The following is a 26,412-nucleotide window of genomic DNA, read 5'->3' on the forward strand; positions in this document are numbered from 1 at the left end:
GAGGTTCACTCGCCGCAGGCGCAGCCCGGGGCGCACCGCTGCTCGGACGAGCAGGCGCACCGGTCGCCGCAGCCGCACTGGGTGTTGCAGGCGCAGCTCGAGGCGGCCGGGGCGCATTCGCAGCGCGGGGCGCAGGTGCAGGCTTGGTTCTCGCACTTGGTCGACATGGGGTAGCTCCTGTTTCGTCGTTGGTGAGAGCATCCCTACCGACGCCTGCGGGCCGGCGATTGAACGAAGGGGCTAAGCGCTTTCGGGCCGGAAAATTTCTCTCGATGAACGGGGGTTGACCTTCCCACGATGGGAAGCAGCAGGTTCGCCCGCGCAAACGGGAGAGCACGTCATGACCGTCCACAGCCGCGGCCGCATCTGTCTCTGGGAAGGCGGGAGCCTCTGGATCGGCGAAACGACCGGCGAATTCGAACCGCACGCCCACCACGCCGTTCAGCTGACGCTCGGCTTCGACAGCGACTTCCGCTTCGAGGCCCGCGACAAGGTCGTGTGCGGCCGCGCCGCGATGGTGGCCAGCGACGTCCTTCACGCCTTCCGCGCCCAGGGCGAGATCGCCCATCTGTTTGTCGAACCGGAGAGTCGGATTGGGCGCGCCTTGCTGGCCGCCTACTGCGGGGACGCTCCGGTCGCACTGCTGCCGGAGGCCGTCCTGCAGGAGGCCGCCCAAGCGCTGCGGGACGCCTATCGCGCCAGCGCGCCGGACGAGCGTCTGGCCGAACTCGCCAAAGTGGCGTTCGGAGCCCTCGCGCCGGCCGTCGAGCAGGTCAGCGCCCCGGACGCCCGCGTGCGCGAAGTGATCGAATGGGCCAACGAGAACGTGGCCGAGCCGCTCTCCCTCGAAGCCGCGGCCGAGGTCGCGGGCCTGTCGCCCGGCCGGACCCGGCACCTGTTCGTGCAGGAGACCGGGGTGGCGTTCCGCTCTTACGTGCTGTGGCTGCGGCTGATGCGGGCCGTGCGGCGCTACGCCGAGGGCGCGCCCCTGACCGAGGCGGCCTACGACGCGGGTTTCGCCGACTCCGCCCATCTCAGCCGAACGTTCAGGCGGATGTTCGGCACGCCGGCCAGCGCGCTCCGGATGGCCTGATCGGCTCAGCCGGCTTGGCGGGCTTCCCGTGCGCGTCGACCGGCGGCCCGCCACTGCTGGAGATCGCGCGCCAGCCGGATCCACAGCAGGATGATGCCGGTGACCACGATGCTCAGGGTCAGGACCGCCGCGGCGATGATCAGCGGGTGGTTGAAGTTCTCGCCGGTCTTCAGGTCCATGATGTGGAGCCGCCAGAAGACGTCGTAGAACCGCCAGAGACCGGAGCGGCGGGTCACCACCTCCGCGGTCGCCGGCGACAGGTAGAATGTGGTCCGCTCCAGGTCGTTGAAATCGACCCGCCACAGCGGACCGGTCCGCCCGGTTTCCTGCGGCGCCTCGGCCAGCAGGCGCACGGCGACGACGTGGGCGTCGCCCTTGTAGGCCAGCCGGGCGAAGGTGCGGACCTCCTCGTCGTCCATCGGCGGCAGCGGGGTTCCGAGAATGGCGTCGCGGATCACCGGTTCGCCCGACGCGGGCTTCAGCACCCAGACCGGGCCGCGCGGCGTCGATTTCAGGTCGGCGTCGATCGGGGCCACGCCGGCGATCCGCGCGACGTCGGCGGCCGAAAGCAGCCGGGACGGGTCAAGCGGGGCGGGGCGGGCGTCAGCGACGTGATGCTCGCCGCGGACCTTCTCGATCGGCAGGACGGTCATGATCAGACCGCCCGCCACCCACGCCAGCACCTGCACGCCGACCACCAGGCCGATCCACTTGTGCAGCTGCAGCGACCAACGCAGAACCTTCATCACGTCCCCCCGACTCACACTGTCGGCGGCCCGCGTTCCCTGCGCGCGCCGCCGGTTTCGATGAGGGAATACGCGCCGAGGTTCCCGAGCCCTCATATTGAGGGTTCGGGCCGAACCACGCGTAGTGTGCAAGCGAGAGCCCCGGAGTCCGCCGCCATGACGAATTCGCTGGACGAGCAGCTGCGCGCGCTGGCGCGGACCGCGCCCGAGCGGTCTCTGGCCCAGCTGGAGCCGGCGGTGTGGGCGCGGATCGGCGCGCGCGAGGAGGTCCAGCCGCGACCGTTCGGGCCGCTGCGGGTCGCCACCGTGTCGCTGGCCCTCGTCGCCGGCGTGGCGGTCGGCGGGGCCGCGGCCACCGCGGCCGTCCACACCCCCAAGGAGATGCAGGTCTTTGCGGTGAAGCCCGACCTGGCGCCCTCGACCCTGCTGGAGGGCGGCCGATGAGCGTGGGTCTGCGCAACCTGCTGTTCACGGCGGCCCTGGCCGCCGTCGCCGCCGCGCTCGGGGCCTGGGGCGGCGCGCGCTACGTGGTCGGGGCCCGCGCGCCGGCCTCCCTGCACGAGACCGTGCATCACAAGCTGGACCTCAGCGCCGAGCAGGAGCGCCGGATCGACGCGCTGGAAGGCCGCTTCGCCGTCCGCCGCAAAGCGCTGGAAGCCGACATGCGCGCCGCCAACGCCGAGCTCGCCGCCGCCATCGAGGCCAGCGACGGCTATTCCCCGCAGGTCCAGGCCGCGGTCGATCATTTCCACCACGCGATGGGCGCGCTCCAGAAGGAGACCATCGCCCACGTCTTCGATATGCGGGCCGAGCTGACCCCGGCGCAGGCCGCGCGGTTCGACGCCGAGGTCGCCCGGACCCTGACCGCCGAAGACAAGTGAGTCCGCCTCCGGTCGAAAGCGACGGCGAGCTCGCCAGCCGGGCCGCCAGCGGCGATGAGCGCGCCTTCACCCTCCTGATGCGCAAGCACAAGGAGGGGCTGTACCGCTTTGTCCGCCGCTATGTCGGCGACGCCGACGAGGCCTATGACCTGCTGCAGGAGAGCTTTGCTGCCGCCTGGCGGGGGCTGGACCGCTACGACCCCGCACGGCCGTTCGAAGTCTGGCTGCGGCGGGTGGCGCTGAACAAGTGCCGCGACTGGAGCCGCCGCCGGTTCGTGCGGCGGCTGGTGCGCGGCGTCGGCGCGGAGACGGCGGAACTGGAGGCCGCGCCCGATCCGGGATTTTCGCCCGAGGCCGCCCTGGTCGAGGCCGAGGCGCTGCGCCGGCTGGACCGCGCGGTGGCCGACCTGCCGCCGGCGCTGAAGGAGCCCCTGATCCTGACGGCGCTCGAGGGGCTGTCGCAGCAGGAAGCAGCCGCCCTGCTGGGCGTCTCGGTCAAGGCGGTGGAGACCCGGGTGTACCGGGCACGGCGGCGTCTGGCGGAAATTACAGGGGCCTCGCTCGGCGACCGCGAGGGGTGAGCGCCGCGGGCGCGTATGAGACTGGAGACGGGGACTTGACCCTCCCATGATGGGAAGGGGCAGGGTGCGCCGTTCCCGTGACGGCTCGAGAGTTGTGATGACGTTGACCCGACTGCTGCTGGCGATCTGTGTGAGCCTGATGCTCGCGCCGGCCGTGCTGGCGGCCGAGTACGACCTGGTGATCGACAAGCGCCTCGTCGACATCGACGGCCGCAAGGCCGAGCAGATCACCGTCAACGGCCAGCTGCCGGGTCCCACCTTGCGTTTCCGCGAGGGCGAGACCGCCACCATCCGGGTCACCAACCGGCTGAACGAGACCACCTCGATCCACTGGCACGGCTTCCTGCTGCCGGCCGAAAAGGACGGCGTGCCGGGCTTCAACGGCTTCAAGGGCATCGCGCCTGGCGAGACCTACACCTACCAGTTCCAGATCCAGCAGAACGGCACCTACTGGTACCACGCCCACGCCGCCACGCAGGAGCAGGCCGGTCACTACGGCTCGATCGTGATCGATCCCGCCGACGGGCCGCGGATCAAGACTGACCGCGACTACGTGGTGGTGCTGTCCGAGTTCACGCCGGAGGATCCGGAGCGGATCCTGCGCAACCTCAAGGTCGACCCGGGCTACTACAACTACCGCAAGCGCACGCTGGGCGACTTCTTCCGTGACGCCCGGACTTTCGGGTTCGGCGCGGCGGTCAAGGACCGGACGGCCTGGGGCGGCATGCGCATGGACCCGACCGACATCGCCGACGTCTCGGGCTACACCTTCCTGGTCAACGGCAAGGGGCCGAAAACCAACGAGACCTTCCTGTTCAGGCCGGGCGAGAAGGTGCGGCTGCGGTTCGTGAACGCGTCGGCCATGAGCTATTTCGACGTGCGCATCCCCGGCCTGAAGATGACCGTGGTGTCCGCCGACGGGCGCGACGTCGAGCCGGTGCCGGTCGACGAGTTCCGCATCGCCGTGGCCGAGACCTACGACGTGATCGTGGAGCCGCAGACCGAGGAAGCCTTCACCGTCTTCGCCGAGGCGATCGACCGTTCCGGCTACGCTCGCGCCACCCTGGCCCCGCGCGAGGGCATGAGCGCGGCCATACCCGAAATGCGCCCGCGCGCCGTCCTGATGATGAGCGAAATGGGCCACGCCATGCCCGGCATGGACCACGCCGCCATGGGGCACGGCGCTTCCACGCCGGCCGCCGGCCATGAAGGCATGGACCACGGGAGCATGGCCGGCATGGAGGGCATGGATCACGCCGCCATGGGCCACGACATGTCGGTCGGCGACGAGGTCGTCACCGACTATCCGAAGATCGACTACGGCATGGGCAAGCCGACCATGGCCCACGACATGGGCGAGCTGGCGCCGGAAGGCAGCCTGAACGGCTCGGGCGAGGTCTACGGCTGGGCCTCGGGCGCGCCGTATGGGGCCAAGGTGCTGAGCTACGCGGACCTGCGCTCGGCCGCCCCGCAGGCCGACACGCGCGCCCCCGAGCGCGAGATCGTGGTGCGGCTGGGCGGCAACATGGAACGCTACCGCTGGACCATCAACGGCCAGACCTTCGAGGAGGCCGAGCCGATCCGCCTGCGCTACGGCGAGCGGGTGCGGATGACCTTCATCAACGAGTCGATGATGGCTCACCCGATGCACCTGCACGGCATGTTCGTGCAGCTGGAGAACGGCCAGCCGGCCGACCGCCTGCCGGACAAGCACGTGGTCAGCGTCGCGCCGGGCAAGAGCTATTCGGTGCTGATCAGCGCCGACGCCCCGGGCGAGTGGGCCTTCCACTGCCATCTGCTCTACCACATGGAGTCCGGCATGATGCAGAAGGTGACGGTGGCCCGCCTGGACGGCGACGCGCCCGCCGCCTCGGCCGACAAGGGCGAGGCCGAACACGGGCACCACCACGCCGGCCATGGAGCGGGCCAATGATCCGCGCCGCCGTGTTCGCGAGCCTGGCCGCCGCCGCCCTGGCCGCTCCGGCCGCCGCCGAGGAAGTCCGCGAGAAGTCGCTGAACGATCCTGCGTCCCACAAGCACCGCACCTACTCCATGGTCCGGCTCGAAGCCGACGCCGGGACGACGACGGACGGGGAGGGGATCGGCTCCTGGGAGGGCGACGCCTGGATCGGCGGGGACAAGAACAAGCTCTGGTTCAAGACCGAGGGCGACGTCGAGGACGGCGAGACCGAAGAGGCTGAGCTGCAGGCCCTGTGGAGCCGCAACGTGGCGACCTTCTGGGACCTGCAGGCGGGCGTGCGCCACGACTTCGAGCCGGACCCGACCACCTATCTGGCGCTGGGCGTGCAGGGCCTGGCCCCTTACCAGTTCGAGACCGACGCGGCCGCCTTCCTCAGCGAGGACGGCGACGTGGGCGTGCGCTTCAAGCAGAGCTTCGACGTGCTGCTGACCCAGCGGCTTGTGCTCGAGCCCGAGGTCGAAGTGAACGCCTTCGCCCAGGACGTTCCGGAGAAGGAGGTCGGCGCCGGTTTCTCTGACGTCGAGGCCAAGCTGAAGCTCCGCTACGAGATCACCCGCAAGTTCGCCCCCTATGTCGAGGCCGCCTACGAACGGCGCCTCGGCGAGACCGCCTCCATCGCCCGCGCTAGCGGATCCGACGTCGACACGACCTCGATCCGCATCGGCGTGCGGAGCTGGTTCTAATCCTTCCCCTGGAGACCCGAATGAAACTCGCCCTCGCGGCCGCCTTTGCGCTCGCCGTCGCCACCCCGGCCCTGGCCGACCATGCCGGTATGGACCACGGCGCGCAGGATCACGCCGGCCACGGCGCCATGATGGAAGGCGGCCTGAAGTCGTCCTCGCCCGAATCCGGGTCGACCGTCAGCGCCCCCAAGACCCTGGCGCTGACCTTCGAGCACCCGATGAAGCTGGACATGGTCACCCTGACCGGTCCGAACGGCGCCACCCTGAAGCTGAAGGGATCCGCCGCGGTCGCCGACAGCGCCACGGTGAAGCTGCCGGTGCTGGCCGCCGGCGTCTGGAAGGCCGCCTGGCACGCCACCTCGGCCGACGGGCACATGATGTACGGCGCCTTCGGCTTCACCGTCCGCTGACCCGCGGCGTCTTCGCAGGCTCGTTCACTCACGGTTAACGCTACCGGCCGACCGTGCTTCCATCCCGCGACGTGCGCGGAGTGAGTCGGAACAGTATGCGGGATACGGACTGGACGAGCGGAAGCGAGGCGCCCTGGGGCGGCCGGCTCGTCGTGCGTCCGCGCTATTCCGCGGGCGACCTGACCGTGCTGCTGTGGCGCGAAAAGACCAACATGTTCCTGGTCTTCGCTCTGGTGTTCGGCCTGGGGGTAGCGGCGGCGGTGATGTCGCCGCGCACCTACACCGCCAAGTCCAGCCTGCTGGTCCAGCTGGGCCAGGAATACGTCTACGAACCGCGCGCCGGCGACGCCGCCCGCGGCGCGGTGCCGAAGACCGACGAGGTGGTGCGCTCCGAAGTCGAGATCCTGTCCAGCGACGAGCTGAAGGCCCGTGTGGTCAAGGCCGTGGGCCTGGCCGCCATCGACCCGAAGCTGGCCGAGGCCTGGAACCAGGCCGACGCCGAGGAGCGTCGCAAGATCGAGGGCGCGGCGATCAAGGCCATCACAGACGGCCTGGGCGTCGACACCGCGCCCGAGACCGGGGTGGTGCGGCTGAGCTTCAAGCACAGGGACGCGGCGACCGCGGCCCTGATCCTGAACCGGCTGGTCGAGACCTACTTGGCCTACCGTAAGGAGGTGTTCAAAGACGTCTCCTCGCCGGTTCTGCTGGCCCAGAAGGCGGCGTTCGAAAAGCGTCTGGTCGAGGCCGACGCGGCCTATGAGACCTTCCTGCGCGATCACGCGCTGGGCGACTTCCCGACGGAAAAGGCAAGCCTTTCCGCGCTTTACCAGAACGTCCTGGACGAACGGTACAAGGTCGACGCCCGCCTGCGCGAGGTGCGCGCCCAGTTGGCGAGCCTGTCGGCCGGCCTGGCCTCGGTGCCGGCGGAAGTCGGCGTCCAGCGCGACCTGGACCTGACCGCGCCGCAGAAGCTGCTGGCCCTGAAGGTCGAGCGGCAGGACCTGCTGTCGCGCTACAAGCCGGACTCGCAGCCGGTGAAGGACGTCGACGCCAAGATCTCCGAGCTGGAGCGCCTGATCGGCTCGGGCCAGGGCGTGGGCGAGAAGGATCGCCGCCTGGGCGCCAACCCGGTCTGGCAGGACCTGGAGACCGACCGCGTGCGCCTGTCGGCCGAAGCCGCGTCGCTGGCCGCGCGTCGCGACGCCCTGGTGGGCCAGCTGAAAGAGGTCTCCGACCGCCAGCTGAACCTGACCAAGCTGGAGTCGGAGTACCAGAACCTGTCGGTCGAGCGCGAAGTGCTGCAGACCAACATCCGCGGCTTCACCACCCGGGCCGAGGAGATCGGCGCCGCTCGGGCCATCGCCGAGGGCGCCGACGACAACATCCGGGTGGTCGAGCGCGCCGCCCAACCGGCCCGCGGCGAGAGCATGCGCAAGGTCATCGTGGCGCTGGCCTTCTGCTTCGCGGCCTTCACCGCGGTGTGCGCCGGTCTGCTGCGGGTGTTCCTGCGCCGGGGCTTCCCGACCGCCGCCTCGGCCGGGCGGACGCTGGAGCTGCCGGTGCTGGCCAGCGCGCCGCTTAAGACCCCCTGAAGGGCGAATCCCATAGCCTGTGCTACGGAAGTCAGGAACGCGCGTACGGGCGATTCGAGATGGTGGATCTGACGGCTGAAATGGCGGCGTTGTGGGCCGCTCTGGCGCGCGTCCAGGGCGCCGGGGCCGGCGGTCGCGTCATCCAGTTCGTGGCCGCGCACCAGGGCGAGGGCACCTCGACCGTCGCCCGTGAATTCGCGCGCATGGCCGCCGTTCGCGCCCGCAAGCCGGTCTGGCTGGTCGACGCCGATCTCGAGAACCCCAGCCAGCTGGACGCCGTCTGCGCCGAGCCCGAGCGGTTCGGTCGGGTCGGCCCGCCGGCGTCCGCCACGCCCGACCAGTCGATCTTCTACGCGGTGCGCCCGCCGATCCGCTCGAGGAACGGCGTGCCGGTGGCCGATCGCCGCCTGACCGTGGCGCGCTCGGCGCTGGGCGGACGGTTGTGGGTGAGCCGTTTCAGCGTCGAGCTGGTGCCGCCGGGCCGCCGCGCGAAGGTGCTCTCCGACGGGACCTACTGGAGCGCGCTGCGCCGCCACGCCGACACCGTGGTGATCGATTGCCCCGCCGCCGACCGGGCCGAGACGGCCGAGGTGCTCGCGCCCTTGGTCGACGCCACCGTCCTGGTGGTCGCCGCCGACGACACCGACGCCCGACAGGCCTCGGCGCTGAAGACGCGCATTGAAGAGGCCGGCGGCCGCTGCATCGGCCTGGTCTTCAACCGGGCCCAGGTGCAGACCCCGAAATTCCTGCGCCGCTTCGTCGGCTAAACGAAGCGGGAGCAAGGCCCCCCTTCGGCGCGTTTCCCCTGCGACCGCAGCGGAGAGCGCCATGCCCGACCAGGACCGTCCGACCAGCCGCGCGCCCGACGAGGTGCGGCCCGCAGCGCGCGTGGTGCTGGCGCCCGCCGCCGGTGCGACCGCGGAGGGCCGGACCTTCGCGCCTGAGCAGGTGCGTGAGGCCCTGCGCGACCATCCGGTGAGCGCCGGCGAGCTGGTCGAGGCCCCCGTGGCCCGCGCCGAGCCGGGCCGCGCGCCGCCCGTGCGCCTTCAAGTCGTGGCGACGACGCCGGAAGGCCGAGTGCAGGTCGACGACGGGACCCGGATCGAGGTGCGCGACAGGCCCGTACCGACCGTCGAGAGCCTGACGCCGGGGCTGGACGCCATCTACGACGACGTGCGGACGCTTCGGCCGATCCTCAACCAGATCCGGGAGATGATCGAGCTGCCCCTGCGGCAGCCCGACATGTACCGGCGGCTCGGCATCCGTCCGCCACGAGGCGTGCTGATCCGGGGGGCGCCGCTGTCGGGCGCCCGCCGCCTGACGCGCGCGGTCGCGGCCGACATGGGGGCGAAGCTGCTGCTGGTGAGCGGCGCCGAACTCAACGCGGTCGACATCAACGAGGCGGATCGACAGCTGGACGAGGCGTTCGCAGCGGTCAAGCCGGGCGAGCCCACCCTGGTGGTGGTGTCGGACCTCGATCAGGTCGCCCGACGTCGCGACTGGACCACGACCGACGCGGAGCGGCGGATAGCAGCGCGCTTCCTGGCGCGGCTGGACGCGCTGGATCCGGACGCGCGCGTGGTGGTGGTCGGCATGACCTCGCGGCCCGAAGCGCTGGACGAGGCGGTCCGGCGCCCCGGCCGGCTCGACCGGGAGATCGTCAACTCGCCTCCCAATCCCGACGCCCGACGCGAGTTCCTCGAGATCGGCCTGGCCCGCAGCCCTCTGGCCGAGGACGTCGACTATGACGAGCTGACCCGGTTCACCTGGGGCTATTCGATCGGCGATCTCAGCTCGTTCGTGCGCGAAGCGGCGCTGCACGCCATCCACCGCGCCTGCGGCGAGGACATGTGCGGCACCGGCCCGACGGTGATCGCCCGCGAAGATTTCATGGAAGCCATGAAGCGGGTGAAGCCCTCGGCCTTGCACGAGGTCGTGGTGCAGGCGCCGGCCGTCAAATGGGACGACATCGGCGCCGACGAGACCGCCATGGACCGCCTGCGCAAGGGCGTGGTCCTGCCGCTGACCCGGCCGGAGGCCCTGGCGCGTCTGGGCGTGCGCCCGCCGCGGGGGTTTTTGCTGTTCGGCCCGCCGGGCAACGGCAAGTCGATGATGGCCGCCGCGGCCGCCTGCGAGGCGGGCGCCAACTTCCTGTCGGCCGGGGTGTCGGAGCTGCTGTCCACCGGCCGCCAAGTCCCGGACCTGATCGCCAACCTGTTCGCCCGGGCGCGCGAAGTGGCTCCGGCGCTGATCTACATCGACGAGGTCGACCGGCTGACCAATCCGGTGGCCGCGGGTGTGGAGGATCCGAACGCCGCGCGCCACGGCCTCAACGCCCTCCTGGCCGAAATGGACGCCCTGGTCCAGACGCCGGGCATCGTCGTGGTCGGCGCCACGGCGCGTGCGGCCATCCTGGAGCGGGACCTGCTGCACTCCGGCCGGCTGGAGGAGCTGGTCTATGTGCCGGCGCCCGATGTCGACGCACGCCGGAAGATACTGGAGATCGCCACCCGTAACGTACCGTTGTCCGAGGACGTCAACCTGCAGACCGTCGCCGAGCGCACCGAGCGGTTCACCGGCACCGACCTGCGTGACCTGGTGCGGGCGGCGGGGCTGACGGCGCTGTACCGTTCGATCGACGCCGAGACCATAGACGCCGGCTGCTTCGAGGTGGCGCTGCGCGAGGTGCGGCCCTCTGTGACCGAGGACATGGAGAGCGCCTACGAGGAGACGGCGCTGACCCTGAAGCAGGAGCCGGCCCGACGGCCGACCATCGGCTTCGCGGTGCCGGTCGCCCGGCACGACGACACGACGACCGGCTCGAAGTAGCGATCAGGCGTGCGCGGCTGCGGCGCGGCGCAGCTCGGCCGCGCCATAAAGCTGCGGCTCCAGACCGTTGAACCAGCACAGCTTTCCGAGACCGCGAGCGGCCCGGTCCAGCGCCTGGGCGCGGGTCGGGCGGCGGGCGATCCACAGGGCCAGCGCCAGCACGCCCCAGACGCAGGCCTGAACGGCGCCGACCGCGCTCCACTTCAGGACGCCGGCCCAGTCACGCGCGTGGGCGCAGGTCTGGCTGGGGCCCTGGCCGTAGGCGAAGGCGCGCTTGAGGGCGTAGCCCAGGGTCGCCCGGTGGGCCGGCGCGTGCTCGAAGGCCATCGCATCGGGGGCCCAGGCGAAACGGCCGCCGCGGGCGGCGAGCGCCGCGAACAGCTTGTCGTCCTCGCCGCCGCTCTGGTCGGCCGAGGTGTCGAACGGGGCGGGGCCGGGCAGGGCGACCGCCCGTGTCATCAGCGAGCAGCCGCAGCCGTAGGGCTCCGCCGCCAGACCGGCGACCTCAGGCCCGCGACGGGAGAAGAAGTCTTCCAGATAGGGTCGCAGCCAGGGCTTCGCGTCGGACGCGCGGCCCTCGATCGCGCCGAAGGTGGCGTCGGCGCCGAACCGTTCGTGCGTGTCGAGCAGGGCGGCCAGCCATCCGTCGGCGGCCTCCTCATCGTCGTCGAGGAAGGCGATCAGCGGGGCGTCGGTGGCGGCCAGCGCAGCGTTGCGGGCGGTGGCCACGCCGGGCTTGGGCGCATGCACGTAGATCACCGGTACGGAGGCCTCGGCCGCCACGGCGTCGACGGTCGCGCGGGCCGATCCGGCCGGATCGTTGTCGGCCACCACGATCTCGCGCAGCCGCTCCGGCGCTTGGCCGGAGAGCGAGCGCACGGCGCGCGCCAGGCTGTCGGGCCGGCGCAGCGTCGGGATCAGGATGGCGACGTCGCGGTTCATGCGGCCGCGCCCAGGCGGCGAACGCCTTCGGCCACGGTGACCGGCTCGAACCCGGCTTCAAGCGCGCGGTCGACCAGCCGGCCCAGCGCACGCGGCGTGCAGCCGAAGGCCGACGCGCCCTCGCGCACGTCGTGGGTGTAGAGGATCAGCCAGCCGCCGCGCTCGGCGGCGCGGTCCATCCAGCGGCAGGCGACCGCCTCGCCGTCGGGGCCCTCGACGCCCACGGCGGGCAGCTGGTTCAGGTCGCTTCCGGCCTTCACCAGGCCCGGATGCAGCGCGCGCAAGCCGTCGTAATCGCGGGCCAATTGCGCCTTCGCGGCCGGCGCGACGTCGCCGTAGGGATAGGCGAAGGTGGTCGGGTCCGGCGCCCCCCAGGCCATCAGGGCCTCGCGGTTCTTGCGCGCCTCGCGGGCGACCTCGTCGACGTCGGCCTGGCCGCAGTCCAGGTGGCCGAAGGTGTGGCAGCCGATCTCATGGCCGGCCTCGACCAGGGCCTCGATGTCGTGGCGCTGGGTGTAGGGCCCCATCGGTCCGTCCGTGCCGGCCAGGCCGGCGCACACGTAAAAGGTGCCGCGCACGCCCATGGACCGAAGGATCGGCGCGCCGTCGCGGGCGGCCGAGACCGGCGCGTCGTCGAAGCTGAAGCTGATCATCGGCCGCGCGGGCGACGAGGCCACGGCGCGGCGGTGCGCCAGCCGGCTCCAGCGGCGGCGCAGCTTGCCCTTCAGCGAGGCGTCGGCGGTGTAGACCTGCGGGATCATACGGCCTCGGCGTAGAGCGCGGCGCGGTAGAGCCGCAGCGAGAAGGCGCGCGCGGCGGTCGGCAACAGGCGGGCGAGTGCCGCTCGCTTCAGCAGCGGGCGCCAGGCCGGCAGGGCAGGGGCCTTCTTCAGCAGCTGAGCCGCGCGATAGCTGGGATAGCCGCGGACCACCTCGGGATGGCGGCTCACCACGCGCGCGAAGTTGCCGACCGAGCTCTCATATTTGGCGGCCAGGCTCTCGACCGTGTCGAGGCCGAGGTGGGTGGCGGGGATGTCGACATGGCGGACGCTGAAGCGGCGGGCGACGCGCATGCCCCACTCGACGTCTTCCCAGCCCCAGCCGGCGAAGTCGCGATCGAAGGCCTCCGCCTGGAAGGCGTCGCGGCGGACCAGCAGGTTGGAGGTGTAAACGAACTTCTCCGGCGCCCGGGCGCGCTCGTACCACGGCACGCACTCGGCCTTTTCGGCCATGGCCCGATGCACGGCGAAGGCGGACTCACGCGAGGCGTGCTTCAGCGAGAAGCCCCCGAAGGCGACGGCCGGATCGTCGAGCGCGATCACGTCCAGCCAGGCCTGCAGGAAGCGGCGATTGTCCGGGCGCATGTCGGCGTCGAGGAACAGGAAGACGTCGGCGCGCGCGTGGGTGGCCAGGCGGTTGCGGCCGCGCGCGCGACCTTCGTTCTCGGTCAGGCGCACCACGCGGACCGGCAGCTTCGCGCGCGCCACCCCGGCGTCGACGCGCGCGGCGAGAGCGGCGTCGGCCGAGCCGTCGTCCAGCAGCACGACCTCGACCGCGCCCTGGGTGATGTCGGCTTCCTGGTCCAGCGCCTCCAGCAGGGCCAACGGATCATCGCGCAGGAACGGCACCAGCACCGACAGCACCGGGCGGGCGGCGGCGTAGGCGATGTTGTCGCGGACGGTCTCGGCCGTGGCGGTCTTCTTGGTCTTACGCGTCATGCCGGACGTCCTGACAGGAAGGCGTTGAAACGGGGGAAGAGGGTGCGGGCGGCCGCCTCGCGCACGCCGCCGGCGTCCAGCGCCCAGGCGCACGCGCCGTAGACGATCACGCCCGCGCCGGCCTTGAGGATCAGTTCAGGCAGGCCTCCGAGCTCGGGCAGCAGGACGACGACGACGGCCATGGCGGCTGTGGCGAACGCGCAGCGTAGCAGTGTGTTCCAGGGCAGGGGCAGGCGGGTCGCCTTGCGGCCGATGACGTAGGAGGCGACCGCGCCGATCGCGTAGCTGGCCGCCGCCGCCCAGGCGGCGCCGGCCAGACCGAAGCGGGGCAGCAGGATCAGGTTGAGCGCCAGGTTGGCGGCCGCCGGCACGGCCATGGCCGCCAGCAGCAGCGTCGTGCGTCGGCCCAGCGTGAAGGCCTGGTGGAAGTAGTAGGTGGTCAGGCCGGCGAACAGCGCCGACAGGGCGGCCCAGGGCGTCACCTGGGCGGCCGCGGCGCGCAGACCTTCGCCGACCAGCAGCTCCGCCAGCGGACGCGCGACCAGGGCCAGGCCGGCGGCGGCCGGCAGGCACAGCAAAAGCATGGTCGAGGCCTGTTCGCGCGCCGTCTTTTCGAGTTCGGTGCGCCCGCCGCGCTCCAGCGCCGCCACGAGGGCCGGGCCGCCGGCGGCGCCCAGCCAGACGAACAGGACGTCAAGCGTGCGGTTCGCCAGGGTGTAGGCGGCGTGGTAGGCGCCCACCGCGCCCGCGTCCAGGAAGCCCGCGATCAGGAACCGGTCCAGGCTGGCCAGGCCGAGCGCCAGGATCAGCGAGGCCGAGACCGGCAGGCCGTAGGCGGCGTAGGCTCGCGCACGGGCAGGTTCGAAGCCGCCGCCCTTGGCGAACGAAAGCTCACGCGGCAGGCAGAACGGGACCAGCAGCAGGGCGCCCAGCAACAGGCCCAGCAGCGGACCGCGGGCGCCGAGACCGGCGGCCGCCAAGCCCGCGCCCAGCAGGAAGCCGCCGGCGGTCTGGGCCATGTCGAGCAGAGAGGCGGACGCGACTTCGCCCGCCGCCCGGCGGCGTTCGCGGGCCAGCTGGACCAGGCACTTGGCGATCACGGTCCCGAGCGCTGCGGCGACGGCGCCCTTCAGGGCCGGGGCGGCGGGCCACAGCCACAGCGCCAGGCCGGCGACCAGCGCGAACGGGACGGTAAGGGCGAAGAAGGTCCGGTACAGGGTGGCGAAGTGCGCGCTCAGGCCCTCGTCGCGCTCGGCCGCCCAGAAGCGGGCCATGGCCGCCTCCAGCCAGGTGAACACGCTCGTATGCGCGAGCACCAGCACCGAGAAGGCCAGGGCGTAGCGGCCGTACTCCTCCGGCGTCAGCAGGCGGGTGAAGACGACGATGGAGCCCAGGCCCACCAGGCCCTGCACGGCGTTGGCCGGCAGGTAGCCCCACACGCCTCTCCAGAACATGGCGCGCATCAGCGGATCGCCTCGCGGTCGCCCAGCAGGCACGGCACGGTGACCAGCATGATCCAGAGATCCAGCCAGAACGACTGGCGCTCGATGTAGTCGACGTCCAGCGCCACGCGCCGGCGCACGTCGGCGGCGTCGTGGAGAGGGCCGCGCGAGCCGTTGACCGCGGCCCAGCCGGTCATGCCGGGCTTCATGCGGTGGCGCCAGGCGTACTCGGCCACCAGTTGCGCGCTCTCGGTCTCGCCGGTCTTCATGCCGACCGCGTGCGGGCGCGGGCCGACCAGGCTCATCTCGCCCTTCAGCACGTTCAGAAGCTGCGGCAGCTCGTCCAGGCTGGTTTTACGCAGGAACCGGCCCAGACGGGTGACGCGGTCGTCGTCGGCGACGACCTGGCGCTCGGCGCGCGCATCGGCCGCCTCGTGGCGCATGGAGCGGAACTTCCAGACCACGATCTCTTCGTTGTTGAAGCCGTGGCGGCGCTGGCGGAAGAACACCGGGCCCGGGCTGTCCAGCCGCACCAAGAGCGCGATCACGGCCAGCACCGGGGCCAGAAGGACCAGCGCGACCCCACCGATCACCAGGTCCTGGATCCGCTTGGCGAAAGCGCGGCGCTCGTCCTCCGGCGCGCCCGACAGCTTGGCCAGCGGCGCATTGGCGAGCTTGGACAAGGCGGCGTCGCGGCCCTCGGCGTCCTCCAGATCGACCAGGAGGGAGACTTCGTTCGGCAGCACGCGCAGGCGCTCGACCACCTGGCGCACGCGGGTGCGAGCCGACGGGTCCAGCGCCACCACCACGCGGTCGACATAGGGAAGCAGACGATGGTCGAGCAGGGCCTGGGTGTCGCCCAGCACCGGCACGCCGGCCACCGCGCCCGGCGCGCGCGCCAGCCGGTCGTCGAACACGCCGATGATGTTGACCTCGCGCCGTTCCAGCGCGTCGCGGATCAGCCGCTCGGCGTGACGCGTGGCGCCGACGACGACGACGTTGGGTGTCAGCTTGCCCTCCGTGCGCCAGCGCTGGACCAGGCCCCACCAGGTCATGTGCAGGGCGTGGACGGTCAGGAAGCTGAGCGCCAAGCCGGCCAGCACGCTTTTCAGCACCACGGCGTCCGCGCCCAGCAGGGCCGAGCCGAAACCGGTCAGGACGCCGGCCAGGGCGAAGGCGCCGACCAGCCGCGCCAGGTGGGGGACGCGGCGCTTACGGCCGCCGAAGCCGTACAGGTCCAGGCTCTTCAGCGCCCACAGCGTGAAGGCCAGCGCCATTACGAAGGGCGCTGCCTGGGCCACAGGCGCCTGGGACAGCGGGGCGGGCAGGGCGGTCGCCGCGCCGGCCAGGGCCAGGGCGGCCAGCACGGTCGTGTCGACCGCGCGGAACATGGCGACCGCCTGCGCCCCGCTCTGGCGCGCGCGCGACGAGACCAGCCGGCCCGGCCGGAACGGGCCGCGGCGCTCCTTCGGATCGGCGGCTTCCAGCGGCGCGGAATCGTTGGCGGGGACGAGCTTGCGGGCGACGACGGGCATCAACTGTCCGAAAACGAGCTATCGCGCCTCAGGCTTGCAAAGCTCGTGCAACAGGCGAGCGGCGCTCGCGCCTTCCGATCACGCCGAAGCCTGCGCGCCCTGCGGTTCGAACAGCTCCGGACGGCGGCGCCGTTCGATCACCTCGCCGGTGAAGGCCATGATCTGCGCCGAGTCCGCCCCGGCCCCGATCAGCACCGTGGTCCCGCGCCGGGACAGGGCCTTCAAGTCGTTCAGGTAGCGCGGCTCGCGCCAGCGGCCGGCGTGCGCCGGGTCGACGTGCACGAGCAGCACGTCCGGCCGGTCGGTCGACGACAGGATCATCTTGCTGCGGTCCGGGCGCCAGTGACCGTCCAGCGCCCCGGCCAGCCAGCCGCACACGAAGGCCCGGCATTGCATCGGGCGGGTCTCGTAGATCCCGCAGCCGGCGCCCTTCTTCACGTGCGGGCACCAGGTGTCGGCGGGTTTTTTCAGCTGCGGATCGGAAATCCCCAGCAGCTTGCAGCACAGGTTGCATGCGCCGCATTCCCGGGCGGCCGCGCCGGCCGACCCGCTCATCGTATACTCCAGAGTCTGAACATCGATCCCCGCCCCCACGGTTGATCGGATTACAGACTCGTAAGGTTCAGGGAGTCAACGTGAGTCGCCGAGACGAAACTGCCCGAATACAGGATGCTGACCTGTAGAATGTTGGATGCGCCGCAGATTGGCCGCAAAGCGGCCATAATGTTTGCTGGCGAGTAAGCAGATTGCGGCGCGAGGCCAGGGCCCGCCCTCATCGCAACCTGAAGTGGGGATGGGGCGCGGAGCTCGCCTCGTTTCGCGACGCACGCGTGGCGACGGCGGCGACGATGGCGTGGCGCGGGGCCACGCGGTCACATCGCTCGCGATTTAGCGGGAAGCAGTGGCGGAGACGGAGGGATTCGAACCCTCGATACCCTTTAGGGGGTATGACGATTTAGCAAACCGTTGCCTTCAGCCACTCGGCCACGTCTCCGGCGCGATCCGGATAGCCTGTTCGGTTTGGGATGGCAACGGAAGCCTCGGGGGCTGTGGAGGTTTTTCCCCAGGCGCGGTGCGGACGGCGGGTTAATGGAAACCTCCAGGGAGACCCAACCGCGGCAAAAGTCTGCCGCGACCCGGGCGACGTCAGGCGTGCCTTTAGCTCGACCGATGCGATTTGTTCTGTTTTTGTTCTTGCCGTAACGCCGTTCTCGTGCGACGCTCCAAGCTGCGCAATTTGGGCGCGGGCACGACATAAGGCGGCGACGAACAGGAATGGCGAACCCGGCACCGGCGAAGCGACAGAGGCAGGAAGATTGGTTTGGAACCGCGCTGAACGAAGCGCGCCGGTATGCGCCGGCGGTGCTGAGCCTGATGACACCCGGGGCACAAGCGGTGGCGGTCGCCAAGTTGTTGGCGGATCGGGAAGCCAGCCGAAGGACTACGCCCGCCCCGCGCGCCAAGCGGCCAGTCGCGGTGGGGAACCGCGTGCAGCCGACGACGCCTGTGGCGCCGAGGGTCGATCGCCTCATCGGCGAGCTCAATCGCAACCCTCTGGTCCGAGAGGTGGCGAGCTATGCGACGATGCAAGCCGCGCGCCCATATGGCGCCGCCCGAAGCATGTGGGACAGCGCGACAGGACTGGTCGAGGCCGCCCCTCTGATCAATTTGGCGGCACACCCTCTGGAGACCCTCGTCGGGCCAAATCGCGACGAAGCCCTACGGCAGGCGCTCGGACTTGCGATCGCGACGGCAGAGCTGAAGGAGCAGCTTGGCGCATACGTCGACAGTCGGCGTGCTGATCCGGGGAGGATCGGCGACGACATCAAGAAGGGGGTGCACGATTGGTACGTCGGGATCGACCCGGCGGCGACGCCCCGCGCGGACACGGCCCTGGGTGAGATCGTGAGGGTCGCGCCGATGGGAAGGAAGCAGGGCGAGTTGGCTCTCGATGTCGGGTCGCTGCTGTACGGGGGCGCCGAGCTGAAGGGGCTGAGCGAAGTCGCGAAGATGGGGCGGATGACCAGAGCGGAGCGGCTCGCCAAGTACGCCGCCGAAGGACTTGAGCCGAAGTTCGCCGAAAACTGGGCGCTGCCGGACGTCGGCCAGGGACACCACGCCTTCATCAGGCAAAGCGACCTGCTCCCGAAGTTCCTCGGCGGGGGACCTTTTCCAAGGGAAATCCTTGATCACTCCCTGAACGTGCTGAAGCCGGTCGGCTTCGACAAAGGCCAGCAGAACGTTCTGCACTTCAAGGTGGACGAGGACTTCTTCGGCGGCCGGCTTCCCAAATGGGTGGGCCAACGGGGCTGGAGTGGGAAAAGGATGGGGCTGACGAAGTACGGCGAGCTCGGGCGCAACTGGCATGGCCGACCCATCGCGGCGCGTGAGCTCGGGCTCGGCCTGGTCGAACTCGGATTGCTGGGTGACTTCGGCGACATGCTGACAGACGAGGAGGGCGAGTGATGGGGGGCGTGACGGTGAGGCGGTGGGCCGAGTTCGCTTCGGACCTGCCGGAGGATCAGATCGAGGACGAGCACGACATCGTGCAGTACGGCGGCAAGAGCGTCGCCGAGGCGATCCATGCGGTGCTGGAGGGGCTCGGCTGCGCGATGGAGCCTGTGACCTACGCCCACGAGCACGGGTGGCAGTTCAGTTTCCGTTACAAGGAGCGGGGGCTGTGGTGCCAGGTGACGCTGATCGAGGAGTACCTGGTCGTCGTCGACGACCGGACGTTCTTCGGCAAGGCGTTGGGCTATCACCCGGCCTATCAGGAGATCATGACCAAGCTCGCGCGGGCGCTGGCCGAGCATCCGCGGTTCAGCAACGTGCGCTGGTACTTCGACCACCAGGTCCACTCCGGCGAACCCGGCGCCAAGGAGCCGGTGGCGGCGGCCTGACCTGAGGGCGTGGCCCAGTCCCGGTCGCGTCCGTCGGATGAAGCCGGGACGAGCCGCGCCCGGGGCCGGATCGGGTGGCGCCTCGGCGGAACGGGGCGGGGCTGACGCCGTTGGACGGCCATAGGTGTACAACGGGAGCCCGGCATGCCCCTTCGATCCGCCCCGGCCGTGCTCGCGATCCTGGCGGCGGCCCCCTGCATCGCCGCCGACGCCGGCGTGCGCACCGAGCGGGTGACCTTCCTGCCCGGGGCTTCGTCGACCCTGCTGCAGGGCCGGGTCTCGGGCTACGAGAGCGTGCGCTACCTGGTGAACGTGCGGGCCGGCCAGACCCTGGCGGTGCGCCTGGTCTCGGACAACGCGTCGGCCTATTTCAACCTGCTGGCGCCGGGCGCGACCGAGGCCATGTTCGTCGGCCCGGTCTCGGGCGACACGTTTCAGGGCAAGGTGCTGGCCGGCGGCGACTACACGGTCCAGGTCTATCTGATGCGCAACGCCGCGCGCCGGGGCGAGAAGGCCGACTATCGTCTGGCTATCGGCGCGTCTGGATGAGCTGCGGATCCGCCGGCGCCGCGGCCGTCCGCACGGACGGCGCCGACGGGCGGGCGAGGGCGGCGACCAGGGCCGGGTCGCGGCCGTAGACGTCGGGCCGGAACTCCACGCCCCAGCTGCCGGGCGCGGCGGTCAGGTACAGGATGTAGACCGGCACCGGCTCGGCCAGGTCGACGCGCTGTTCGGGAACGCCCCCGGACGCGATCGCCGGCGCGGCCGGCCCCAACAGCCGCCGCGCCAGCCGGGGCGCGTCCTCCAGGCGCACGCAGCCGGAACTGAAGTTGCGCTGCGCCTTGCCGAACAGCTCCTTGGCCGGCGTGTCGTGCAGATAGACGCCGTACGGGTTGGGGAACATCAGCTTGACCTGGCCCATCATGTTGCCGGGGCCCGGCAGCTGGCGCACGCGCAGGGACCGCCGCCCGGCCGCGACCGCCGGCCAGTCGACCTCGGAGGGCGCGATCACGTGGGCGTCGTCGCTCCAGTCGGACAGCAGCTCCATGCGCTGCCGCTCCAGATAACCCACCCCCTCGCTGAGCACGTGGGCGGCGACCCCGGTGCGGGCCAAGTCCTCGGGCACATTCCAGTAGGGCTCGAAGACCGCGTAGCGGACCATGCCGGCCAGCGCGGGTGTGGGCTGGGCGGGCTTGCCGACCACGACGCGCATGCTGTCGGCGACATGGCCGTTCTCGTAGAGGGCCAGACGCGCGGCCCCGACGTCGACCACCAGGAACCGCCGCCCGGGGTCGGCGGGCAGGGCGCGGGCGCGCTCCAGATTGGCCAGGATCAGCTGTTCGTCATGGGCGAAGCCCCGGTTCAGGGCGCCGATCGTCTGTGCGTCCGCTTCGCCGGTCTGGGGCAGGCCGTGGCTGGCCTGGAACTCGCGGACGGCCTCGGCCAGCACCGGATCGTAGGGGCCGTGGCCGGGCAGGCCCAGGCGCCGTCGCAGGGCCGCGACCCGCGGCCCTTCGGCGCCTTGGGTCAGGGTCGGACCGGTCGGGACGCCGGCCTGCGGCAGGCCGCTCCAGAGCGCGCGATGGGCCTGAAGCGCGCGACGCAGGTCTTCATAGACGGGGTTCATCCGACGCGACGCCGCGAGCTGGCCGGCGAGATCCGGCGCCTTGGCCAGGTCGGCCAGCACGGCCGCGCGCGTCGGCGGCGCCGGGGCGGCGGCGGGATCGGCGACGAACAGCGCGGCGTCGGCCCTGGGCCGGTGCAGGTCGACGACGTAGTCGGCGTAGGCGCGGGTCAGGCGCACGTCGGCGCGGGCGCGTTCGGCGGGGCCGCCGGCCTCGGCCGCCTTCATCACCGCGGCGAGTTCGTCGGTCCCGTAGCGCTCCGGATCCAGCCCGTCGGCGCCGGCGTCCGCCAGGACGCGGAGCAGGGCGGCGGCCGCCGGTCGCGGACGCGCGCCGTCCCACCAGATCGGGCGCCAGTTGCGGGCGCGGTAGGCCTCCGCCAGCTCGCGGTCGGCGTCGGCATCGCCCAGCGCCGCGCGCAGGCCGGGGCCGGCGGGGTTGGCGACGGTCTGGACCGCGTGCCCGACGCAGCCCGGCAGGGCCGCGACCGACAGCGCGACCGCGGCCAGCGCGCCGGCCAGGGTCGCACCCCGGACCGGCTTCGCGGACCGCGGTCGGTCGGAAGCGTTATGAGCGTCAATGTCGCCGCGAGGCGGCGTGGTCAGCCCCGCTCTCCGGCGCGGCGCATCCGGGCCTGCTCTTCCTCCGTCGTGCTGGTCATCATCCGGCTCGACGGCTGGGTCGTCTCGTAGCCTCGGGTCGTGGTCGCGCCGGTCGTCGTCCGGCTGGACGGCGTGGTGGTGGTGGCCGTGCCGGTGTCGGACGGCTCGGCCGGGGTCGTTTGCGTCATCATCCGGCTGGACGGCGTGGTGGTCGACGACTCAGGCGTGGTCGAGCGCGTCGTGGCGCTCGGCGACGTGGCTGTGCCGGTCGTGCCGGTCGTGGTGCGGCCCGACTGGGTAGGCGACGGCGTCTGGCCGTAGGTCGAGGACGACTGCGCGACCGCGACGGCGCCCGTGGCGAGGGCCGCAGCGGCGGCCGCGGCGAGAGCAAGCTTGATATTCATTCGACAGCCTCCAATGAACTACGCAAAGGCGAGCCGAAAAACCGAGGCGTCCCTTAAGGTGTTCCCGCCGTCGCGCATTATCTGCTCTGGCGTTACCGTAGAATTCGCCCGCAAGAACTAGCGGGGCCGCGGGATGATCTTTGTAGATCTGCCCATGACGTCCGAGTTCTTCGTGTACCCTCGGTCATCGCCAAACCGTCGCCATGACGCGCGGTGGAACCGGCGAAGCCATGGAGCTTTCCTTCCGGCGAGACCGGAGGCGGGCGGATGAGCTGGTGGCGAAGCGGCGTGATCTACCAGGTCTATCCGCGCTCGTTCCAGGATGGCGACGGCGACGGGGTGGGGGACCTGGCCGGCCTGCGCCGGCGGCTGCCCTATCTGGCGGAGCTGGGGATCGACGCGATCTGGCTGTCGCCGGTGTTTCCCTCGCCCATGGCCGACTTCGGCTACGACGTGGCCGACTACTGCGGGATCGACCCGCTGTTCGGCGACCTGGACCAGTTCGACGCCCTGGCGGCCGAGGCGCGGGCGCTGGGCCTGAAGCTGATCATGGACTTCGTCCCCAACCATACGTCCGAGCGCCACCCGTGGTTCGTGGAGGCGCTGGCCTCGCGCGAGAACCCGCGGCGCGACTGGTACGTCTGGCGCGATCCGGCGCCGGGCGGCGGCCCGCCGAACAACTGGCTGAGCAGCTTCGGCGGCCCGGCCTGGACCTTCGATCCGGCCAGCGGCCAGTACTACCTGCACTCCTACCTGCGCGAGCAGCCGGACCTGAACTGGCGCAATCCGCGCGTGCGGGCGGCCATGTACGACGTGCTGCGCTTCTGGATGCGGCGCGGGGTCGACGGCTTCCGCGTCGACGTGCTGTGGCGGCTGATCAAGGACGCCGACTTCCGCGACGATCCCGTCAATCCCGCCTGGACCGCCGACCGGCCGCAGGAGGAGCGGCTGCTGCCGCTGTTCTCGGCCGACCAGGCCGAGGTGCACGACGTGGTGGCCGAGCTGCGCCGGGTGGTCGACGAGTTTCCCGACCGGGTGCTGATCGGCGAGATCTACCTGCCGCTGGAACGGCTGGTGACCTACTACGGGCGCGATCTGGCGGGCGCGCACCTGCCGTTCAACTTCCTGCTGCTGGAGACCGCCTGGCGGGCGGACGCGGTCGCCGCCCTGGTCGAGGCCTACGAGGCGGCCCTGCCCGACGGCGGATGGCCGAACTGGGTGCTGTCCAACCACGACCGGCTCCGCGTGGCGGCGCGTGCGGGCGAGCGTCAGGCGCGGGTGGCGGCCATGCTGCTGACCACGCTGCGGGGCACGCCGACCCTCTACTACGGCGACGAGCTGGGCCTGGGCCGCGTGCCGGTGCCGGCCGAGGCGGTGCAGGACCCCTGGGGCAAGAACGAACCGGCCTTCGGGCGCGACCCGTCGCGCACGCCCATGCAGTGGGACGGATCGACCAACGCGGGGTTCAGCACGGCCGCCCCCTGGCTGCCCCTCAGCCCGGACTGGCGCACGCGCAACGTGGCGGCCGCCGGCGCTGATCCCGGCTCGCTTCTGAACCTCTACCGGCGTCTGCTGGCCCTGCGCCGCGCGCGTCCGGCCCTGCATGGGGGCGCCTGGGCCCCGCTGGCGGTGGCCGGCGAGGTGTTCGCTTTCGAGCGCCGGGCCGGGGCCGAGCGGCTGGTGGTGGCCTTGAACTTCGGCGCGGAGCCGCAGCGCCTGCATCGCCCCGACCTGGCCGGGGCGCGCGTGCTGCTGTCCACCGCCGGCCGGGAGGAGGGGGCGACGCTGGCGCAGGCCGACCTGCGGCTGGCCCCCGACGAAGGCGTGATCCTCGAACCCGTGGGCTGAGCCCGCTGGACCCGCGGCGCTACGGCATGCTGGGCGTGCGCGCCTTTTCCCACCTGGTGCGCGAGGAGCCGGGGGAGGCCGCCCGCTGGGCCGAGCAGGCCGGCCTGTCGCCCGGCGCGCATGCGCTGATCGAGATGATCGCGGTGGCCGCTCACACCCTGAACGGCGATCCAGCCGAGGCGGAACGGTGGGCGCAGTCGGTGCGCCGCCGCGCGCCGCCCTTCGCCCGCGACGACTTCCTGCGCGCCTTCCCCTTCCGGGCGGCGGGCGTACGCGACAGCGTGACCGCGGCGCTGGCCGCTCACGGCTTCTAACCCGCCCTACCGGCCGAACCCTTCGCCCGGCGCGGGGGTTATCTGGACGTAGTCCGGCCGCGAACGACGCGGCGAAGGAGCGCCGACCGTGGGGACCCGGCGAGGTCCGGTCCGGGGGCGGAAAACACCGACGCTTTGGAAGCTCGGGGCGGCCCTGTTCGGCCTCGTGCTCGGCTTGGCCGCGACGTCAGCCGCCCTGGCCCAGCCCGCCGGAGCCCCCGTCGTCGAACTGGAGGTCGACGGGGCGATCGGGCCCGCGACGGCCGAGTACCTCGAGCATGGGATGAAGACCGCCGCCGCGCGCAACGCCGCGCTGGTGATCATCCGCCTGGACACGCCGGGCGGGCTTGAATCCTCCACCCGCGACATCGTTCACGACATCCTGGCCTCGCCCGTGCCGGTGGCGACCTACGTCGCTCCTTCGGGCGCGCGCGCGGCCAGCGCCGGGACCTACATCCTCTACGCCAGCCATCTGGCGGCCATGGCGCCGGGCACGCACCTCGGCGCCGCCACCCCGGTCCAGATCGGCGGCGGCGGCTCGCCGCTGGGCGGCGGAGCGGGCGAGGGGGAGACGAAGCCCCCGGCCGCCGACGCCGAGACGTCCAAGGTCGTCAACGACGCGGCCGCCTACCTGACCTCGCTGGCCGCCCTGCAGGGCCGCAACGCCAAGTGGGCCGAGCGGGCCGTGCGCGAGGCGGCCACCCTGACCGCCGACGAGGCCCTGAAGCAGGACGTGGTGGAGATCGTCGCCCGCGACGTGCCCGACCTGCTGGCCCAGGCCGACGGGCGCACCGTCAAGCTGAACGGCCAGCTCTTCGTACTGAAGACCGCCGGCGCTCGGGTGGTCGCCGTCGAGCCGGACTGGCGCTCGCGCTTCCTGGGCGTGATCACCAACCCGAACATCGCCTACTTGCTGCTGCTGGTCGGCGTATACGGCCTGATCTTCGAGTTCCTGACCCCGGGGACGGTCGGCCCCGGGGTCGTCGGCGCCATCGCGCTCGTGGTCGGCCTGTTCGCTCTGAACCTGCTGCCGGTGAGCTATGCGGGCCTGGGCCTGATCGTCATCGGCATCGGCCTGCTGGTCGCCGAGGCGCACGCGCCGTCCGGGGCCTGCGCGGCCGGCGGCACGGTCGCCCTGGCGCTCGGCTCGCTGATGCTGTTCCGGGCGGCCGGCCCGGAATACCGCCTGTCGCCGGGCGTCATCCTGGTCGGCGTGGGCGTGAGCCTCGCCTTCTTCCTCGTGGTCATCGGCGCCGCCGTACGCAGCCGGCGCCTGCGGGTGAGGACCGGGGGCAAGGCCCTGATCGGCGCGCCAGCCGAGGTGCTCCGCTGGTCCGGAACCCAGGGCACCGTCCGGGTCGAGGGCGAGGACTGGCGCGCCCACGCGAAATCCCCGCTCGCGCCCGGCCAGGCCGCGCGCGTGACCAGCCGCGACGGTCTGACCCTCACCGTCGAACCCGAGCCCCGGAGCCCCCAATGATCGCCCTGTTCGTCGTCCTGGTGATCGCCGTGCTGGCGGTGATGCTGCTGCTGCAGGCGATCCGCATCCTGAGGGAATACGAGCGCGGCGTGGTGTTCACGCTCGGCCGCTACACCGGGGTGAAAGGGCCGGGCCTGATCCTGCTGATCCCGATCGTGCAGCAAATGGTGAAGGTCAGCCTGCGGACCGTCGTGCTGGACGTGCCCAGCCAGGACGTGATCTCGCGCGACAACGTCTCGGTGAAGGTTTCGGCCGTGGTCTATTTCCGGGTGATCGACCCGGACAAGGCGATCATCCAGGTGCAGGACTTCCTGTTCGCCACCAGCCAGCTGTCGCAGACCACGCTGCGCTCGGTGCTGGGCAAGCACGAGCTGGACGAGATGCTGGCCGAGCGGGACAAGCTGAACCACGACGTCCGCGAAATCCTCGACAGCCAGACCGTGGCCTGGGGCGTGAAGGTCGCCAACGTCGAGATCAAGCACGTCGACATCAACGAGAGCATGATCCGCGCCATCGCCCGCCAGGCCGAGGCCGAGCGGGCCCGGCGCGCGCGTGTGATCAACGCCCTTGGCGAGCGCCAGGCCGCGGACACCCTGGCCGAGGCGGCCGGCGTGCTGGCCAAGCAGCCGGGGGCCATGCAGCTGCGCTACTTCTCGACCCTGCAGGATATCGGCGTCGACAAGAACACGACCGTCGTCTTCCCCCTGCCGATCGAGATGATCGAGGGCCTCGGGCGGCACGCGTCCAAGACCTGAGCTTTCAGGCGCAACCACCTGCACCGTCGAGTGTTTTTTCCAGGCAAGGGTC

27 protein-coding genes and 1 tRNA gene are annotated in these 26,412 nt (G+C 71.5%); 18 read left to right on the forward strand and 10 right to left on the reverse strand.

Going from position 1 to position 26,412, the window contains the following annotated elements; genetic code table 11:
- Positions 1–5: 5 nt before the first annotated feature.
- On the reverse strand, positions 6–167 hold the full coding sequence (locus H8B08_RS09145) for a hypothetical protein (RefSeq protein WP_187449886.1): 162 nt from the start codon (positions 165–167) through the stop codon (positions 6–8).
- Between the two features lie 173 nt (positions 168–340).
- Here H8B08_RS09145 and H8B08_RS09150 point away from each other — a divergent pair, with 173 nt between their 5' ends.
- Positions 341–1,093 carry an AraC family transcriptional regulator gene (locus H8B08_RS09150; RefSeq protein WP_187449887.1) on the forward strand — a complete coding sequence of 251 codons (753 nt, stop codon included), beginning with the start codon at positions 341–343 and terminating at the stop codon, positions 1,091–1,093.
- A 5-nt stretch (positions 1,094–1,098) separates the two neighbouring features.
- Here the strand turns inward: H8B08_RS09150 and H8B08_RS09155 are convergent, their stop codons facing one another.
- Positions 1,099–1,839 carry a PepSY domain-containing protein gene (locus H8B08_RS09155; protein WP_187449888.1) on the reverse strand — a complete coding sequence of 247 codons (741 nt, stop codon included), beginning with the start codon at positions 1,837–1,839 and terminating at the stop codon, positions 1,099–1,101.
- Between the two features lie 156 nt (positions 1,840–1,995).
- On the opposite strand from H8B08_RS09155, the gene H8B08_RS09160 reads away from it, so the two are divergent.
- From H8B08_RS09160 to H8B08_RS09200, 9 genes are all read left to right on the forward strand, one after another.
- A complete protein-coding gene (locus H8B08_RS09160) occupies positions 1,996–2,283 on the forward strand; it encodes a hypothetical protein (RefSeq protein ID WP_187449889.1) in 288 nt (95 codons plus the stop codon).
- Positions 2,280–2,720: a periplasmic heavy metal sensor gene (locus tag H8B08_RS09165; RefSeq protein WP_187449890.1), complete on the forward strand. Its 441-nt coding sequence runs from the start codon at positions 2,280–2,282 to the stop codon at positions 2,718–2,720. Before H8B08_RS09160 ends, H8B08_RS09165 begins: the two co-directional genes overlap by 4 nt.
- Entirely contained in the window at positions 2,717–3,301 is a 585-nt protein-coding gene (locus H8B08_RS09170) for an RNA polymerase sigma factor (protein WP_370545447.1), read from the forward strand. Before H8B08_RS09165 ends, H8B08_RS09170 begins: the two co-directional genes overlap by 4 nt.
- A 97-nt stretch (positions 3,302–3,398) precedes the next feature.
- Positions 3,399–5,234 carry a copper resistance system multicopper oxidase gene (locus H8B08_RS09175; RefSeq protein WP_187449891.1) on the forward strand — a complete coding sequence of 612 codons (1,836 nt, stop codon included), beginning with the start codon at positions 3,399–3,401 and terminating at the stop codon, positions 5,232–5,234.
- Entirely contained in the window at positions 5,231–5,965 is a 735-nt protein-coding gene (locus H8B08_RS09180) for a copper resistance protein B (protein WP_187449892.1), read from the forward strand. Before H8B08_RS09175 ends, H8B08_RS09180 begins: the two co-directional genes overlap by 4 nt.
- Positions 5,966–5,985: 20 nt before the next feature.
- Positions 5,986–6,375: a copper resistance CopC family protein gene (locus H8B08_RS09185; protein ID WP_187449893.1), complete on the forward strand. Its 390-nt coding sequence runs from the start codon at positions 5,986–5,988 to the stop codon at positions 6,373–6,375.
- A gap of 95 nt (positions 6,376–6,470) precedes the next feature.
- Positions 6,471–7,967 (forward strand): Wzz/FepE/Etk N-terminal domain-containing protein, encoded by a 1,497-nt coding sequence (locus tag H8B08_RS09190; RefSeq protein WP_187449894.1) that lies wholly within the window; start codon positions 6,471–6,473, stop codon positions 7,965–7,967.
- 59 nt (positions 7,968–8,026) lie between these two features.
- Positions 8,027–8,734 carry a hfsB gene (locus H8B08_RS09195; RefSeq protein ID WP_187449895.1) on the forward strand — a complete coding sequence of 236 codons (708 nt, stop codon included), beginning with the start codon at positions 8,027–8,029 and terminating at the stop codon, positions 8,732–8,734.
- A gap of 61 nt (positions 8,735–8,795) precedes the next feature.
- Positions 8,796–10,796 carry an AAA family ATPase gene (locus tag H8B08_RS09200; protein WP_187449896.1) on the forward strand — a complete coding sequence of 667 codons (2,001 nt, stop codon included), beginning with the start codon at positions 8,796–8,798 and terminating at the stop codon, positions 10,794–10,796.
- 3 nt (positions 10,797–10,799) lie between these two features.
- Here the strand turns inward: H8B08_RS09200 and H8B08_RS09205 are convergent, their stop codons facing one another.
- From H8B08_RS09205 to H8B08_RS09235, 7 genes are all read right to left on the reverse strand, one after another.
- On the reverse strand, positions 10,800–11,738 hold the full coding sequence (locus tag H8B08_RS09205) for a glycosyltransferase family 2 protein (protein ID WP_187449897.1): 939 nt from the start codon (positions 11,736–11,738) through the stop codon (positions 10,800–10,802).
- Entirely contained in the window at positions 11,735–12,499 is a 765-nt protein-coding gene (locus tag H8B08_RS09210; RefSeq protein ID WP_187449898.1) for a polysaccharide deacetylase family protein, read from the reverse strand. The genes H8B08_RS09205 and H8B08_RS09210 overlap by 4 nt, the downstream gene beginning before the upstream one ends.
- Positions 12,496–13,455 carry a glycosyltransferase family 2 protein gene (locus H8B08_RS09215; protein WP_187449899.1) on the reverse strand — a complete coding sequence of 320 codons (960 nt, stop codon included), beginning with the start codon at positions 13,453–13,455 and terminating at the stop codon, positions 12,496–12,498. The genes H8B08_RS09210 and H8B08_RS09215 overlap by 4 nt, the downstream gene beginning before the upstream one ends.
- Positions 13,452–14,918 (reverse strand): lipopolysaccharide biosynthesis protein, encoded by a 1,467-nt coding sequence (locus H8B08_RS09220; RefSeq protein ID WP_370545448.1) that lies wholly within the window; start codon positions 14,916–14,918, stop codon positions 13,452–13,454. Before H8B08_RS09220 ends, H8B08_RS09215 begins: the two co-directional genes overlap by 4 nt.
- Positions 14,918–16,432, reverse strand: a complete 1,515-nt coding sequence (locus H8B08_RS09225; protein WP_187449900.1) for an undecaprenyl-phosphate glucose phosphotransferase — start codon at positions 16,430–16,432, stop codon at positions 14,918–14,920. Before H8B08_RS09225 ends, H8B08_RS09220 begins: the two co-directional genes overlap by 1 nt.
- A gap of 78 nt (positions 16,433–16,510) precedes the next feature.
- The gene (locus tag H8B08_RS09230; RefSeq protein WP_187449901.1) at positions 16,511–16,987 is read right to left on the reverse strand and encodes a YkgJ family cysteine cluster protein; all 477 of its coding nucleotides are present in this window, start codon (positions 16,985–16,987) and stop codon (positions 16,511–16,513) included.
- A 347-nt stretch (positions 16,988–17,334) separates the two neighbouring features.
- Positions 17,335–17,426: transfer RNA gene (locus H8B08_RS09235), tRNA-Ser, on the reverse strand.
- Between the two features lie 281 nt (positions 17,427–17,707).
- On the opposite strand from H8B08_RS09235, the gene H8B08_RS09240 reads away from it, so the two are divergent.
- From H8B08_RS09240 to H8B08_RS09250, 3 genes are all read left to right on the forward strand, one after another.
- Positions 17,708–18,898, forward strand: coding sequence for a hypothetical protein (locus H8B08_RS09240; protein ID WP_187449902.1), 1,191 nt, complete (start codon positions 17,708–17,710; stop codon positions 18,896–18,898).
- A complete protein-coding gene (locus tag H8B08_RS09245) occupies positions 18,898–19,332 on the forward strand; it encodes a hypothetical protein (protein ID WP_187449903.1) in 435 nt (144 codons plus the stop codon). The genes H8B08_RS09240 and H8B08_RS09245 overlap by 1 nt, the downstream gene beginning before the upstream one ends.
- Before the next feature lie 144 nt (positions 19,333–19,476).
- Positions 19,477–19,881 carry a DNA breaking-rejoining protein gene (locus tag H8B08_RS09250; RefSeq protein WP_187449904.1) on the forward strand — a complete coding sequence of 135 codons (405 nt, stop codon included), beginning with the start codon at positions 19,477–19,479 and terminating at the stop codon, positions 19,879–19,881.
- Here the strand turns inward: H8B08_RS09250 and H8B08_RS09255 are convergent.
- Positions 19,862–21,562: a murein L,D-transpeptidase gene (locus H8B08_RS09255; RefSeq protein WP_370545453.1), complete on the reverse strand. Its 1,701-nt coding sequence runs from the start codon at positions 21,560–21,562 to the stop codon at positions 19,862–19,864. The two genes, H8B08_RS09250 and H8B08_RS09255, sit on opposite strands and share 20 nt — an antisense overlap.
- Before the next feature lie 96 nt (positions 21,563–21,658).
- Between H8B08_RS09255 and H8B08_RS09260 the strand changes: the two genes are divergently transcribed.
- The 5 genes from H8B08_RS09260 (at position 21,659) to H8B08_RS09280 (ending at position 26,360) form a co-directional block, all read left to right on the forward strand.
- Positions 21,659–21,880: a hypothetical protein gene (locus H8B08_RS09260; protein ID WP_187449906.1), complete on the forward strand. Its 222-nt coding sequence runs from the start codon at positions 21,659–21,661 to the stop codon at positions 21,878–21,880.
- Positions 21,881–22,230: 350 nt separating this feature from the next.
- Entirely contained in the window at positions 22,231–23,811 is a 1,581-nt protein-coding gene (locus H8B08_RS09265) for an alpha-amylase family glycosyl hydrolase (protein WP_187449907.1), read from the forward strand.
- A 26-nt stretch (positions 23,812–23,837) separates the two neighbouring features.
- Positions 23,838–24,125: a hypothetical protein gene (locus H8B08_RS09270; protein WP_187449908.1), complete on the forward strand. Its 288-nt coding sequence runs from the start codon at positions 23,838–23,840 to the stop codon at positions 24,123–24,125.
- Positions 24,126–24,300: 175 nt separating this feature from the next.
- Positions 24,301–25,605 carry a nodulation protein NfeD gene (locus tag H8B08_RS09275; RefSeq protein ID WP_222934388.1) on the forward strand — a complete coding sequence of 435 codons (1,305 nt, stop codon included), beginning with the start codon at positions 24,301–24,303 and terminating at the stop codon, positions 25,603–25,605.
- Positions 25,602–26,360 carry a slipin family protein gene (locus tag H8B08_RS09280; protein WP_187449909.1) on the forward strand — a complete coding sequence of 253 codons (759 nt, stop codon included), beginning with the start codon at positions 25,602–25,604 and terminating at the stop codon, positions 26,358–26,360. The genes H8B08_RS09275 and H8B08_RS09280 overlap by 4 nt, the downstream gene beginning before the upstream one ends.
- Positions 26,361–26,412: the final 52 nt, after the last annotated feature.

The organism is Caulobacter sp. 17J80-11 (assembly GCF_014349105.1).
Lineage (GTDB): Bacteria > Pseudomonadota > Alphaproteobacteria > Caulobacterales > Caulobacteraceae > 17J80-11.